The sequence below is a fragment of the Facklamia languida CCUG 37842 genome, assembly GCF_000245795.1.
GTDB lineage: Bacteria > Bacillota > Bacilli > Lactobacillales > Aerococcaceae > Facklamia > Facklamia languida.
On record NZ_JH601133.1, the window covers coordinates 333,469 to 347,734 of the forward strand.

Here is a 14,266-nt window from a genome sequence, read left to right on the forward strand (position 1 = left end):
AATGGTTTCAAGATAGGCTCACCTCCTTTAATTTTGTGCATAAAAATAGCACCCCTCAAATGAGTGAGTGCTAGTTTTCAAATTCTACTCGTTCGACGTCTTTTTCAAGAACTAGACGTCCAATTGAATCGTCTCCGTTTACATCGAGTACAAAACCGTCTCCAATGTCGTTATCTTCAATATCATCAAAATCTAAAAACTTTCCTGTTTCTGTAGTTCCATCTTTCATGCTCAGAATAATCTTTTTACCTAGACATTTCTTAGTAAAGTAATCATACGCTCTAACCATTTGTTCACCTCTTTCATACATCACCAAAATATGATGATGTGCTTTTTTTATCTTACCTTCTGCATCTTTATCTTTATCATGTAGTGGAGAGACTACAAATTGAATATGCAGCTCCTTTAAATACTCTAACCAATCAATCTTTGCTGATTCTGGATATAATACAAATGTCCAATTACGACCTCTTGAATTTTTCTTATTTCCTGTTTCTTTTATTACATTTTCGCTCATGTTATAATAACGGTGCTAATACATTTAACAAAAGTTAGTCCTAGGATAGTCAGCATGCCAGTGCTGTCTATCTTTTTTGTTTAAAATGCACCGTATTCCTCCTTTGCATATTTTTTAATTAGAATACCGGTTGCATCTGATTTGCTAATATTATATTTTTCTTTGATTCGATTTAATATCTCATTTTCTTCTGTCGTTAATCTTAAAGTAACAGCGACTTTCTTCTCTTCTTTTCTATCCACAACCATCACCGTCCCTCCTAATAGCGTTTTTTCACCTTAACATAAAAAATGTCATTTTAACATTAAAATCAGGATATTTATTTATTTGATTGGACAATGGACACCTAGGGGGGGCGTAGTACCCCCCTAGGAAGTGGCCCTATTTTCCATCCAATCCCCACAAAAAATGCCCCTTTAAAGGGGCTCAAATTATTAAACTAAAATCATATTATTTTTTAAATTCAGATTCAAGTAATCCCATTTGAACAACATCATGATATTCACCATTTCTAAAAATACTCTCTCTACTTCTGCCTTCTTCTCTAAATCCTATTTTCTTATACAGACCAATGGCTCTTTCATTAAATGAAAACACATTAAGAAAAACCCTATGCATGTTCATTTCTTTAAATGCAAAATCTAGTAAAAGTTCTGTCGCTATCCGTCCATATCCTTTGCCCCAAAACTCTTTATTTCCAAGGTCTATTATAATTTCACAATTTCTATTCTTATAATCAATGTTTGTTAGAGAAACAATGCCCACTTCAATATTTTCTGCTTTATCCATAATGATATATCCTTCACTCCCACTAGAAGAAAGGATGACATTATCAAAAAAATCTTTAGTTTCATCGTAAGTATAAACATTCAAAAATGGACTAGTTGTTTTCATAACATCAATATCATTTCTCCACTTATGGTACATATCTACATCATCGGATCTCACTTTTCTTAGGTATAACTTTTCATCTTCAAATAACATTTAAATCCTCCTATATGTCTTTATCAATCTAACTTATTTAAAAGGCTTATTATATTCAACCCATGTCTATCTTAAATATTTTTATATTTATTCCAATTTCCTTTTATGAGCCTGATGCGCTGCGACCCTAAAAACCCTAAGCTTTGTGGCGGTTCTAGTAGAACCACCACGAGCAAGCTTATTTTAGGGTCTGTCAGGCTCAAAAAGTTTTCTCGGCATAAAAGTACCTCTACAGCTCTAAATCGTTACTCCTAGTCTTCTTAGTGTCTTGTGACACTCTTAAATTCAAAATCTATCGTTCAGACTTATGTCGATTTGACTTAATATACTCTTGAATAACATACGCAGAGTTATCACATAAAAGCGGAAACCAATCATCAAATTTAAACTTCATTGCATAATCCATTAAACTCTTAAATTCTATAATGCCTTGTTCATCAATGAACTCAATCATTTCTTTAATCAATTTGTATCTGTCTGTTGTTGTTTTCTTTAATAATTCATCTACATCCACACCACCATAAACTATCATATCTTCTTTTTGATATTTAAATTTATCCGGGTCATCCATGTGAAGCATATATCTAACAAGACCTTTAACACTTCCTGCAATTTGTGGAATAGTTGCGTTCAGATTTTCTGTTATTTCTTTAATTTGTTCATATTATTAGGGACTCCATGCAACCCCTGCTTACCTTGATGTATTTTAATTCTATCGGCTTTTTCAGGTCTTTCATTGGGAATTAAAACATCTCCATCGAAACCGCCTACATCTATATATTGATAATCATTAAAAATACTTCTCATATTAATCTCGTTCAACATACATCTGTGAAGTTCAGTTTCAGAAACGTTCTTAAAATAACTAGGAGGCGTTTTTCCCTTACTTAAATCTCTTTCAACACGTTCCTTATAATCTTTAGTTCCATAGATGTGCTGCTTCTGCTTTTCCTCTTTCAACTGCAACCTCTTGCCTAGCTCTTCATGATCCGCCATAACTTTCTTAATCCGTTTCAAGTCATGGCTCGTTAAATCTTTAAACTGATCTTCTATAATTTTCTCGGTGAGATGATCGTTAAACTTATTATACCTCTTTTTAAAGTCTTTAACCAATCCATCTTTGACCTGACTTAGTTGATTTAATAATTGTCCGTGTATAAACGTCTGCTTTCCACCGTCTACAACCCTGTCTGTAAAGCCGAAAAAAACTTTATCAAACCCGCGCCAAAAATCCGAACATTAAGAATAATTATTTTTCTTTTATTCGAATATTGGTCGCCTTCTGAAAGTTTGTGACCTATAATGAGCTTGTTATGATCTAATTCGATGGAGGTTCTTATGGAAAAAATCAAGCACTTTTTCAAATTTGATGCAAATGGGACGACCTTTGGAACAGAGGTTCAAGCTGGGATTACAACCTTCCTAGCTATGTCCTATATTATTTTTGTCAACCCTGCTATGTTGAGTCAGACTGGCATGCCTGCTCAAGGGGTCTTCTTAGCCACTGTCTTTGCTGCTGCTATTTCAACTGCTTTTATCGGACTGTTTGCTAATGTTCCCTATGCATTAGCTCCTGGTATGGGACTGAATGCCTTCTTTACTTATACTGTCGTCTTTGCACTTGGATTCACCTGGCAAGAAGCTTTATCCATGGTCTTTATCTGTGGGTTACTCAATGTGTTAATTACCGTCACGCGTGTTCGTAAGCTTCTCATCACATCGATCCCCGACTTTTTACAACATGCAATTTCAGCTGGGATCGGAATTTTTATCGCTTATATCGGCTTCAAGAACGCAGGCCTGCTTCAATTTACTTCTGATGGTTCAAATATTCTTTCTATTAATGGGGCGGATCCCGCTGCCATGCCGATTACGGATGGTGTCTATAGTGTCGTGACAAATGGTGGGATTTTGCCTGAATTAGTGAACTTCACCGAAATCGGCGCCATCGTTGCTATTCTTGGATTAATCCTAACCATCATTCTCATGGTCCGCCATGTTAAGGGAGCCATTCTGATCGGAATTATTGCGACCACCCTCTTCGCCTTCTTAGTTGGAATGATTGATTTAACAGCCCTTGACTTCTCCCAAAATTCCATCTCATCTTCCTTCAGTCAACTTGGAGAGACCTTTGGTGTCATCTTCACCCAAGCAGGAATTCCATCACTCTTCAATGATCTATCACGCTTACCTGTTGTCTTGATGACCATCTTTGCTTTCTCTTTATCGGATGTCTTTGATACGGTTGGAACTTTCATTGGAACTGGCCGCCGATCTGGCATCTTCTCCCAAGAAGATGAACTCGCCTTAGAGTCTGGTACTGGCTTTAACTCTAAGATGGACAAGGCACTCTTTGGAGATTCTGTTGGTACAATCTTTGGTGCCATTCTCGGGACATCTAATACGACTACCTTTGTGGAATCATCCGCTGGGATTGGGGCCGGCGGTCGCACAGGGATGACCTCTATCGTGACAGCCATCTGCTTTATTTTGGCTGCCTTCTTGTCACCCATCATTGGCCTTGTTCCTTCTCAAGCGACAGCACCCGCTTTAATTATTGTCGGTATTTTAATGGTCAGCTCTCTAAAGGACATCGACTGGACCAACTTTGAAATGGCGGTTCCTGCCTTCTTTGCTTCTGTCTTCATGGGATTCTCCTATTCCATCTCGAACGGGATTGCGGCTGGCTTTATTTTCTACGGAATCGTTAAGATCTTTACTGGCAAAGCCAAGGAAATCCATCCCATTATTTGGGTATCGATGGTACTATTCATTCTAAATTATATTGTCATGGCCATTCTCTAAGATTCGTCCATTCATCAAACAAGAAGACCTAGCCCCTTATTTACACTATCAGGGCTAGGTCTTTTATTGCGGTCAAATGCGAATAGCAACTAGAATTGATCCCGCAACTGACGCAGACGGGTAAATTCCTCCAGACTCCTTGCTTGCATAAAAGGATTCCATTCCCGTTCTTGTTTAATGGTAGTTGGCAGACTGGCTTGACCTTGGTCTAATTGGCTTTTGACCTGGTCTTGAACTTGTCTGAGTGGACCAGGATTGTCTGTTAGGCTAGCTGCAAAAGCTAAGTTGGTCAAGGTATATTCATGACCGGCATAAACCTTCGTCGCTTCAGGCAAAGATTGTAATCTTTGGATCGTCTCATAAGCCGCTTGGTAATCCCCAGTAAAGACTCGACCGCATCCTGCTGCAAAGAGCGCATCCCCACAGAACAAATGTCCCTCAACCAAGAAAGCGATATGGTCATTCGTATGACCAGGTGTCTTGAGTACCTGGAAGGTTAAATTCATTAAACCAAACCGGTCCCCCTCCCCATAAACGTTAGTTGCCCATTCTTTTGTCTCGATCGACCCAACAACTGGAATCGTTGGGTAAACGTCTTTAATCGCTTTTACTCCATCGGTATGGTCCGCGTGGTTATGGGTGAGGAGGATCCCCGCCAGATCTAATTCTTGCTCCTTTAGATAATCTAGGACGGGTTGACTTTCACCCGGATCCACCACTAGAACCTGATTCTCGGCTTGAATGAACCAAATATAGTTATCCTCTAAGGCTTTCAAATAGTGAATATTCATGATTTTCTATCCTTTCCTGATCAATAGCTCGACCTATTCTGTCTATCAAAAAACTTTACAAAAGGGAGTCAACATCAACGCCTTCATGGCGCAAGAGCCAGGCCTTACGGTCTTGACCCCCATGGTAACCACCCAGCCGGTGATCACTTGTAATCACCCGGTGGCAAGGGATAATAATCGGGAGTGGATTGCTTCGCAAAGCATTGCCAATCGCTTGCGCCGATTGAGAAGGGCGACCTTGCATCTTAGCCACTTCATCAGCCAACTGCTGGTAAGTCGTCACATGTCCATAAGGCACGTTTAGGAGCGCTTGCCAAGTCAGTAGGCGAAAGTCACTTGCTCCTTGAGGGTTGAGTTCTAAGTCCGTTGCTTTAGGAGCTTGTCCGTCAAAATAGGCCGATAGCCAAGCGATTACTTCTTCAAAGGGGGCTAAATCCTTCCAATAAACCCCCGAGCAGACTGCTTGTTGAGAGTATTTCCTCGTAGCATCAAACGATAGACGCACCAGTTCATCGTCTTGGTTGATGATCATGGTCAATCTGCCAATCGGTGATAAGAAATCATTAAATCGATTCACTCTCAGTCCCCCTTTCATCAAACGCCCTCTCTCCTGAGGTCAACAATCTAGGATCATTTTACCAAATGCGAGATTGATAACCAACTCTTCACCTGCAAGTCTTGAAATTGACCCCATCAGAGTGATTTCATTGATTGGCGGACTTAATCAAATAACCTAACTGGCCAATCCTTTCCTTTCTATTAGCGTAATCCAAGGAGCGACACTAGGAAATGCATGGAGCCTATGATATAGTTATTACTAATTAAACAGCTAGTAAGGAGTCTCCTATGGAAATTATTTTAATCCTTTTTAATCTTATTGCTTTTGGCCTCATTGTCTATAATTGGCTAGCCTATCGTAAAAATATCGTTCACGAAGCCCTCACACGCCCTTGGATCATCTCCCAAATTATTGCCTTTATCCTATGCTGCTTCCTCTTATTTAAAATAAGCCAAGGAATGCCAAACTATATCACCTACCTCACCCTCATTATGGTCATCTTCCTCTTCCTCAGCCAGTCCCTCAGCAAAGGAGTATCCAAAACGGACTTTGCGGTATTTAATGGTATGCTTGGCATCATGATTCGCCGCCCCTTTCCCACCGTCCAGAAGGTCGTGATCACTCAAGATGAGTCTCGTGGTCAGCTAAAGTTACTTGGTAAATCAGACAAGCATTACTTTGAACAGACCTACCGGCTTAAAGATCAAACAGACCTCGTTCAGCTTCTTGGCTCTGTCAATATCAAAATCGAATACCGTTAACTTTAAAAAACCCTAAGCCCAGATCCAGGCTTTGGGTTTTTTCCTGTCATTTATGAAGCTTGAATGATAGCGGTCAATTCGAATGTCTTCATATCACCATTACACGATATTGGTCTGATGAGATCTTGTATGGCCATACAGTTAGACCTAATCATTTAGGTCTAACAATAAGCCAAAGCTTGATAAAAGGGTCTTGCAGTCTAACCATTCAAATTCTACAATAAGATTGGAGGTTTATTATGAAACAAACAGTTATTCAAGTTCGAAGCTTATTATTAGCGCTCGTTACAGGAATTATAACAGGCTTAATTGTAGGGGCCTTTCGCATTGGCATTCAGCTGATCGCTCATTTTAATTTTGACCTACTATTAGCCAGCCAAGCCAGTTTCAAATCGGGTTTCATCTTTTGTGGTGTCTTTCTAGCCCTCGCTCTCTTTGCGGGCTATTGTGTCAGTCGTGAACCGAACATTGGAGGGTCTGGTATCCCACAAGTAGCTGGACAAATATCTGGCCAGTTGCATCAAAAATGGTACCGCGTCCTTTTCTTCAAGTTCTTTGGTGGACTTGCGACCATTGGATCGGGCTTGACCCTGGGTCGTGAGGGCCCCTCGGTCCAAATTGGTGCCACCATTGGTCAAGGAATCGGTCAAATTAGCAATAGTTCTCGCCGTTTGACAAATGCCCTTATCGCTGGGGCTGCTGGAGGTGGCTTAGCAGCAGCCTTCAACGCACCGCTTTCAGGACTCATCTTTATCGTTGAAGAACTCTATCATCGAACAGGACGTAATCTCTTCCTTTATGGCGGACTGACGGTTATCAGTGCAGCGATTACCGCTAACAAGTTACTTGGTATCAATCCCAGTATTCCCATTCCTCGCTTTATTGACTTTGATGTTCCCAATCTATTTCTGAGCGTCATTCTCGGATGTATCATAGGCTTTTCTGGGGTCTTATTTAATTATTTAATTATTCACGGTAAGATGGTCTATGGGAAATGGCAGGTTCCCGCTTGGGTTAAAGCGCTCATTCCCTTTGCAGTAACCGCTTGTTTCCTCTTCCTTGATCTTCGCCTCTACGGATCAGGCGATGAATTGATTCAATTCCCCTTTGGCCATAATGAGTCCCTTTTAACTTTAATCTATCTTTACTTGGTAAAATTGATTTTACTCGTCCTGGCCTTCTGCTCAGGCATCCCCGGGGGTATCTTTTTCCCTCTCTTAGCTATTGGATCACTTGTAGGAAACATCTATGGCAGCTTCTTGCATGAGATTGGAATAGTCTCTGCAGAGGTCATTCCCTACTTTGCTGTCTTGGCAATGAGCAGTCATTTCTCAGCAATCGTCCGCGCACCACTGACAGGAATTATCCTGATTGCTGAGATGACAGGGGCTTCACTCCCCTGGCTACTGCCGATCATTATTGCCAGCTATACCGCGCACATCGTCGCTGATTTCCTCGGTAGTCCTCCCATTTACACCAGCCTCCTTGACCTGCTCCTCCAAAATCGAAAAGCCAGCCCGCTATCTGAATCAATCAAGTCAGAAGGCGCTTAATCGCTACTGACTCTCATAATGTGAAAAAAAGGTTGAAAGAAGTGAACACTTCTCTCAACCTTTTTTGTAGATTACTGGGACTAGGCTCTATTTTGATTTTTCCAAAAGAGATAAATCGCTGCAATAAGTGCCAGGATCCCCGCAAATTTCCATATCACCAAGTTAACCACTACTAGGATGACTAACTGAGCAATGTCCTTTTGCAATGGGAAGAAACCAAGGTAGCGTGTATAATCTTTCTGGTTCACTTCAAAAATAAGCACACAAGAAATCAATGTAATGGCAATTGGGAAGAGTATTAAACTCTCAGTGTCATGAAATCCATTTAATGCATAGTAGATTAGTGAAGCGACATAATTATAAATCCAATAATTCTGATCTTGCTGTTTAAAGTAACCAATAACTTTTTCCATAATACCACTCCTTATACTCGACTTTTCCTTCATAGCTTACTTAAATTATACCTCATTATCTCTCAACTGAATCGGCCTTAAGACTGAAAGTAAGGGATACTGCGCCCTACAAAATATCCAAATAAAATTGATTCCCAACATCCAAGCCAAAATCTGTAAACCAGACGCGGTCTGCATCATAGTTAATAATTCCTGTTTGAAGATGCTTATCGAGCACGGTCTGGTACTTCGAGAGAAAGTCAATTCCAAACCGTTGATTAATCTCTTCAAGCCTGAACCCTTTCAATAAGCGCAGGTTCAGCATAATAAATTCCTTCTCTCGCTCTTCCATAGTCATCTCTTCGCGGTATTGAACCGGCGCTTGGCCAGCATCAATCATCTGATAATAATCCGCAAAGCGTCGATGGTTCACAAAACGAACTAAATCAATATTTGAAGAAGCTCCAAGTCCTAATCCTAGATAATTCTCAAGCTGCCAGTATTTCTTATTATGACGACTCTCATATCCCGGCTTGGCAAAGTTTGAAATCTCATATTGATGGAAGCCATGCTGGGCAAGTTGGTCTTGGATATAATGATACATCGAACGCTCTTCTTCATCTTCAATTAACTTAATTTGACCAGTTAAGACCCAACGTTGAAAAGGGGTCCGGTCTTTAATCATTAAGGAGTAATAAGAAATATGATGGATCGGCAAGGTCATAGCTAACCGGACATCCTCTTGCAGGACTGACATTGTTTGCTTGGGATTACCAAACATCATATCAATCCCTAAACGGTCAATACCCATCGATTGCATTAAGTCTACCTTGTCAAAGACAGTCTGGCGGTTATGAAGGCGTCCCATCAACTTCAAAACCTGATCATCAAAAGACTGCACGCCCATCGAGAAACGGTTAAAGCCATATTCTAGATAGGTCGTCAGCTTACCTGCTGTTATCGATTCGGGGTTCATTTCAATCGATATCTCACAATCATCGCTCAAGTTAAAATGGCGATAAACTGCTGCCATTATTTGGGCCATCTGTTGACTCGATAGGTAAGAAGGCGTTCCTCCCCCGAAGTAGAGGCTATCAATCTGAGCTGGATGACCCTGGTAAAGGGCAATCTCCTTACATAGATAATCGACGTACTCATCCATCTTATCATCCATGTCTGAGAAGGTTAAAAAATCACAATAATGACATTTTTTCTGGCAAAAGGGGATATGAAGATAGAGCCCTAATCGTTCCGTCATTACCCCATCCCTCCTTGTTAAAAAGTCACCTTATTATACCGATTTCTAGCAATAAAAAAAAGCCTACTGTCCAGTAGACTTATTCAGAAAGTTCGACTGCAACCTTACCAATAAACTACCACGTGATAACCTGCCTCTTGATTTAAATCGCCAAACAAGTCCAAGAGCTGACGACCATACCCTTCTAAATGATCTAAAATCGAGCGACCATAAAGAATTTCTAGCTCCATATTGCCCTTATCCATAACCACATCCCACAAGGCATCAAGATTATGGCCGGTATAAGAAGGTAAACTTAATTCTTCAATTAAATACTCATAGGCCCTCTCACGATTCAAAAATTGACGACCATCTAACCTGTATATCACCGTCATCCCTCCTAGTATAATTGCTCAAATGTCTCATAGTGATCTGATGTATAAAAGATTAACCCATCATCCGAGTAGACGAGGCGTTGTGGCCCTCGATGGTGGGTATACCCCGCCTGCACATCTGCTTCATAGTACTGACGGCCCGGCTTCTTAGGCAATTTGCCCTCGCGATTACCGAATCGATTGCCCCCTACCACATAGTCACGGTCCCCCGGTGACCAACCCCTTTGGTCTGCCTCAGACTTGGTGATGTAGTTATCTGGTAAATGACCATAGAGATGAATATATAGGGCTACATCATCCCTTGCATAATAATGGCCCGATTCCTCCAGGGAGGAGGATGATTTTGACTCAGAAGAATCTTGTGTTTCAAGAGACTGTTCTTGATCATCGGCGCCTTCCGGCTCATAATCAATGTGCATATCCCCATCGTTTTGTCCCGACTTGATCGAATCTTCAGGGGCATCTAGTTGTTTCTCTGCTCTTTGATGCGATTGAATCTCTGAATGACCATTTGGATCAGTCGGTCCAGTGAGATTAATCGCTCCTGATACAATACGATAGATACCAAATAGGATGAGGATAACCCATATCACTTTTTTAGTCTTTTTATCCATAACGGCCTCCTTTAATACTTCTCTTTATGACTCTACCACAAGTTCTTTCTAAAAACAGCTGTAAAACAACCTAAATAGCATCATTTCATGCAACTGGCAAGTATTGACCCAAATAACCTCCTCCATTAGGTAGAAAATAGAATCGTTTTCTGTTGGCAAGCATAAAAAAATATGGTAGACTTCAATAGTAATCATTACTTTTAAGGAGGAATACCATGAAAAAATTTTTAATCCCTGTTGCCTTAGCTTCATTATTCATGACTGCCACAAGTCCCATCTTGGCATGCTGTGGAGATATCGACCTCCCTGCTAAAGAAACCATAATGGCCCAAGAAGACCACGAAGACCATGAAGACCATGAAGATCATGATCACGAGGGGCATGACCACGACCACCACGACCACCATGACCATGATGACCATGACCATGCCTTTGAATTTGACCCAGCGCATGTTGTCAAGAAAGAAGGCGACCATTTCATCATGGCCCATGGTGACCATTACCACAAGATCGCTTTGAGTGACCTCCCAGAGGAACTCGTCAAAGAAACAGAAGAACATTTAGCAGGTCATCCAGAATTGGCCGAAGCCTATGACAAGCAAATTCAAATTTCTGAAGGATATTTCGAAGATGCTGACGTTAAAGACCGTGACTTATCAGAATGGGCAGGCGAATGGCAATCTGTCTATCCTTATCTGGAAGATGGCACACTGGACCCTGTCATGGAACAAAAAGCCATGGATAAGGATAGTGAAATGAATGCCGAAGAATACAAGGAATATTATACTAAGGGTTACCAGACAGATGTCGGACAAGTAACCATCACCGAAGATTCGATCACCTTTAAGCGTGGTGACCAAGAAGCAACGGCTACTTATGAATACAGTGGCTATCAAATTCTTGAATACGAGAAAGGCAACCGTGGCGTTCGCTACCTCTTCACCAAGACCGAAGGGGATGAAGAAGCGCCTGCTAGCGTTCAATTCTCTGACCATAATATTGCACCCGCTCATGATCTTTCCCACTTCCACCTCTACTTCTCTGATGAGGGCCATGACCAATTAATCGAAGAACTAGAAAATTGGCCAACCTATTATCCAGCTGATTGGGATGCCGGTCAAATCTTGGCTGATCTTCTGAATCATTAGAAACAAAAAGGTATTGAAAAACCAGGAGCGCCTATTAAGGGCTCCTGGTTCTTTTATGGTTAAAAACCTTTAGATGTAAATTGAAGAAACCATAATCCTTTGATCGCAACCGCTTATTCTTTAGTAGTCTCTTCTTCCACTTTTTCTTTCGTGTCTTTCGACTGGTTCATTGCTACCAAATTATTGGGGTTAAATTGGTTAAAGTTATGGAAGTTAAGAACGAAGACATCCTCCACACTCTGTTCACTCACTTCTGCACTCCAAAGAATAATCGTTTCTAACGTAAGTGTCTGGCGGTTTACCATGTATTCTATACCATAAGCGACCTCCCCTTCCTTTGCAAGAAAGGCAATATCCAGATCACCAACTTTCTCTTGGAAGCTCTCAAGATCCTCACCTAACCAGCGGTAGGTTTCGATCACGCCTTGTTCTTGATCGTCAGGCTCTTCAATCAAGTCTAAATCCTCGAAATCTGTTTGAAACTCTTGGATAAAGTGACGATAAAGATTTTGCTTGCCGGATGTTTTTGACTTTGAATCTTCTTGGGGATCTAGGCGATGATAATCCTCTAGTTTATTTTCCTTCAAATTCCCGATCGAGGTGTAGATCGGGAGATCATCTAAGACATTCTGATAGAGAATCCATTCCTCATTATGGCCCTCTGCTATTTCACGTCCATTTAAGGTATAAGTGTAGATAGCAGAGATTGGATTTGCTGCAATAAAAGCATCCAAAAATTCATCGGGATCATATTGTAAATGCTTAGGCCCTTCTTTAAGATCCACTTCAATTTCAGAAGGATCTGGTGATAATTGGACATCCAAAACCTGGTTAATTTTATAAGTTCGATTCTGATCAGTCACCTCTGCGATGACATCCACCCGGGTGACTTCATTATTTTCTGGATTGAAATCGAGTCCCATTCTGAGATCGTATTCCGCATCTGGACTAAAGGCAATCGGCCAATCTAAGTAGGTCGCGATCTGGTCCAGCTGACCAGTATTGGTGATGGACTTCTCGAAGCGGTTGTCTTGCCTATGGAAGAGATCTTCACCATTAAAGAAGTAATTCATATAAACCATGAAAAAGTCTGGTAAGCGCTCATTCGTGCTTTCTTGCCAGGCTTTCTTGGCAGGTTGGTAGTAATCCTTACTATCCTGATGATAGAAGGCTTCTTGCCACTTCTGATCATTTACCTGAATTATATTAGTTATTAACCCTTCTGCTAAGGCTTCATCTTGATAATTCTCCTGCCCTTTTGAATGCTTAGTGAGAATATAATCGTCCATTTCGACTGTCATTTCTCCCTCGAAGCTGGTAGACTGACTCTGGTTAAAAACCTGGTGGATCGCTTGCAGGTCTTCAGCGATAAGTTGCTGCTCAATCGTCTGCTCCAATTGTTCCATTTGAGGGTCTGGGTCGGCAGGTTTTTCCTGATCACACCCGGATAAGAGTCCAATTATAGCCATACTTACTAGGGCTTTTACGACTGATTTCATCCTTCATTCCTCCTACATAATTATTCAAAAAATCTTTCTCATCCACTATAATACATGATGAAAGACAATATACCTAGCTTTATTGAAAGGATGGTTCCTATGCCTAAGGCCATGATCATCATGAACCCAGAATCTGGTAAACAAAAGGCTCCAGACTTGGTTGAGCCATTACAAGAAATTCTCCAGACAGACTACGACTCAGTCCATCTTATCCAAAGTCAGAGTATGGAGGACCTATGCGCTTGGGCTAAACAAAGTGCTACAGACCAGTATGACGCTTTATTTCTTATGGGGGGAGATGGCACTATTAATGCCGGTATGAATGCCATTCTTCCATACCCTACCCGTCCAACTCTAGGGATTGTTCCTTTAGGAACCTTCAATAATGCTGCCAGCATGCTGGGATTCCCTCGGAATTACAACCAAGCCATCCAAGCTTATCAATCCGTTAAAAAGCAGTGGATCGATATTGGCCAGTGTAACCAGACTTGCTTTCTCTCTTCAGTCGCCATCGGCCCAATTGTCGAATCAATCAAACAAATGGATAGCTACGAATTGGCTGAGTTGGGTAGCTTAGACTATTTCAAGCAGGTCCTATCTTCACTCGAAGAGGGTCAAGCTCAATCCTATCGCATTACTAAGCACAGTCAAACTCAAGAATACCAGTATAGCTTGATTGTTCTTTCTCTAGGTAACGCTCTCTTAAGAATGCAGCATCTCTTTCAAGACGCTAGGTTGGATGATGGATTACTTAATCTAGTAGGGTTGAAGGAGTCGACCATCAGTGAAAAAATCGGTCTAGCTACTCAGATTCTTAATCGAGGGGTCCTTGCCAACGATCTAATCGATTATGACCAGCTGGAAGAATGTCAGATCCATCTGGCGGATTCAACCAGTGAGAGCCACTGTAATCTGGATGGTGACCAGGGTCCCCTTCTACCCCTCCAGATAAAAGTGATCCCCAGGGCACTTGAAGTCTTTGTCCCTTTGCAGGCCGAATCGACCCCTTAA

At 41.2% G+C, this 14,266-nt stretch carries 17 protein-coding genes; 5 read left to right on the top strand and 12 right to left on the bottom strand.

Annotation, left to right across the window (positions count from 1 at the left end):
- Nucleotides 1–70: 70 nt before the first annotated feature.
- The 5 genes from HMPREF9708_RS08475 to HMPREF9708_RS01530 form a co-directional block, all read right to left on the bottom strand.
- A complete protein-coding gene (locus HMPREF9708_RS08475; protein ID WP_006308229.1) occupies nt 71–517 on the bottom strand; it encodes a Rep family protein in 447 nt (148 codons plus the stop codon).
- Between the two features lie 80 nt (nt 518–597).
- Nucleotides 598–765: a cop-6 protein gene (locus HMPREF9708_RS01515; RefSeq protein ID WP_006308237.1), complete on the bottom strand. Its 168-nt coding sequence runs from the start codon at nt 763–765 to the stop codon at nt 598–600.
- A 202-nt stretch (nt 766–967) separates the two neighbouring features.
- Nucleotides 968–1,501, bottom strand: a complete 534-nt coding sequence (locus tag HMPREF9708_RS01520; protein ID WP_006308241.1) for a GNAT family N-acetyltransferase — start codon at nt 1,499–1,501, stop codon at nt 968–970.
- A gap of 292 nt (nt 1,502–1,793) precedes the next feature.
- Entirely contained in the window at nt 1,794–2,156 is a 363-nt protein-coding gene (locus HMPREF9708_RS01525) for a Rep family protein (RefSeq protein ID WP_083826832.1), read from the bottom strand.
- On the bottom strand, nt 2,144–2,614 hold the full coding sequence (locus HMPREF9708_RS01530; RefSeq protein WP_006308245.1) for a polymorphic toxin type 50 domain-containing protein: 471 nt from the start codon (nt 2,612–2,614) through the stop codon (nt 2,144–2,146). The genes HMPREF9708_RS01525 and HMPREF9708_RS01530 overlap by 13 nt, the downstream gene beginning before the upstream one ends.
- Nucleotides 2,615–2,839: 225 nt before the next feature.
- Here HMPREF9708_RS01530 and HMPREF9708_RS01535 point away from each other — a divergent pair, with 225 nt between their 5' ends.
- Complete coding sequence (locus HMPREF9708_RS01535; protein ID WP_006308252.1) at nt 2,840–4,306, top strand: NCS2 family permease; 1,467 nt, start codon at nt 2,840–2,842, stop codon at nt 4,304–4,306.
- Nucleotides 4,307–4,395: 89 nt separating this feature from the next.
- On the opposite strand, the gene gloB is transcribed toward HMPREF9708_RS01535, so the two are convergent.
- Both gloB and HMPREF9708_RS01545 read right to left on the bottom strand, forming a co-directional pair.
- Complete coding sequence (gene gloB, locus HMPREF9708_RS01540) at nt 4,396–5,097, bottom strand: hydroxyacylglutathione hydrolase (protein ID WP_006308258.1); 702 nt, start codon at nt 5,095–5,097, stop codon at nt 4,396–4,398.
- A gap of 55 nt (nt 5,098–5,152) precedes the next feature.
- Entirely contained in the window at nt 5,153–5,674 is a 522-nt protein-coding gene (locus HMPREF9708_RS01545; protein ID WP_198004220.1) for a methylated-DNA--[protein]-cysteine S-methyltransferase, read from the bottom strand.
- Nucleotides 5,675–5,943: 269 nt separating this feature from the next.
- On the opposite strand from HMPREF9708_RS01545, the gene HMPREF9708_RS01550 reads away from it, so the two are divergent.
- Both HMPREF9708_RS01550 and HMPREF9708_RS01555 read left to right on the top strand, forming a co-directional pair.
- Nucleotides 5,944–6,417, top strand: coding sequence for a hypothetical protein (locus HMPREF9708_RS01550; RefSeq protein ID WP_006308260.1), 474 nt, complete (start codon nt 5,944–5,946; stop codon nt 6,415–6,417).
- A 239-nt stretch (nt 6,418–6,656) separates the two neighbouring features.
- Nucleotides 6,657–7,970 carry a ClC family H(+)/Cl(-) exchange transporter gene (locus tag HMPREF9708_RS01555; RefSeq protein ID WP_006308261.1) on the top strand — a complete coding sequence of 438 codons (1,314 nt, stop codon included), beginning with the start codon at nt 6,657–6,659 and terminating at the stop codon, nt 7,968–7,970.
- A gap of 80 nt (nt 7,971–8,050) precedes the next feature.
- Here the strand turns inward: HMPREF9708_RS01555 and HMPREF9708_RS01560 are convergent, their stop codons facing one another.
- From HMPREF9708_RS01560 to HMPREF9708_RS01575, 4 genes are all read right to left on the bottom strand, one after another.
- Nucleotides 8,051–8,383: a hypothetical protein gene (locus tag HMPREF9708_RS01560; protein WP_006308262.1), complete on the bottom strand. Its 333-nt coding sequence runs from the start codon at nt 8,381–8,383 to the stop codon at nt 8,051–8,053.
- A gap of 106 nt (nt 8,384–8,489) precedes the next feature.
- Entirely contained in the window at nt 8,490–9,620 is a 1,131-nt protein-coding gene (hemW, locus tag HMPREF9708_RS01565) for a radical SAM family heme chaperone HemW (RefSeq protein WP_006308263.1), read from the bottom strand.
- Nucleotides 9,621–9,724: 104 nt separating this feature from the next.
- The gene (locus tag HMPREF9708_RS01570) at nt 9,725–9,994 is read right to left on the bottom strand and encodes a barstar family protein (protein WP_083826833.1); all 270 of its coding nucleotides are present in this window, start codon (nt 9,992–9,994) and stop codon (nt 9,725–9,727) included.
- A gap of 5 nt (nt 9,995–9,999) precedes the next feature.
- On the bottom strand, nt 10,000–10,608 hold the full coding sequence (locus HMPREF9708_RS01575; protein WP_006308265.1) for a ribonuclease domain-containing protein: 609 nt from the start codon (nt 10,606–10,608) through the stop codon (nt 10,000–10,002).
- Between the two features lie 215 nt (nt 10,609–10,823).
- Here HMPREF9708_RS01575 and HMPREF9708_RS01580 point away from each other — a divergent pair, with 215 nt between their 5' ends.
- On the top strand, nt 10,824–11,756 hold the full coding sequence (locus HMPREF9708_RS01580; RefSeq protein WP_006308267.1) for a ZinT/AdcA family metal-binding protein: 933 nt from the start codon (nt 10,824–10,826) through the stop codon (nt 11,754–11,756).
- A gap of 113 nt (nt 11,757–11,869) precedes the next feature.
- On the opposite strand, the gene HMPREF9708_RS01585 is transcribed toward HMPREF9708_RS01580, so the two are convergent.
- Complete coding sequence (locus HMPREF9708_RS01585) at nt 11,870–13,255, bottom strand: hypothetical protein (protein WP_006308268.1); 1,386 nt, start codon at nt 13,253–13,255, stop codon at nt 11,870–11,872.
- Between the two features lie 99 nt (nt 13,256–13,354).
- Between HMPREF9708_RS01585 and HMPREF9708_RS01590 the strand changes: the two genes are divergently transcribed.
- Nucleotides 13,355–14,266 carry a diacylglycerol/lipid kinase family protein gene (locus HMPREF9708_RS01590; protein ID WP_006308269.1) on the top strand — a complete coding sequence of 304 codons (912 nt, stop codon included), beginning with the start codon at nt 13,355–13,357 and terminating at the stop codon, nt 14,264–14,266.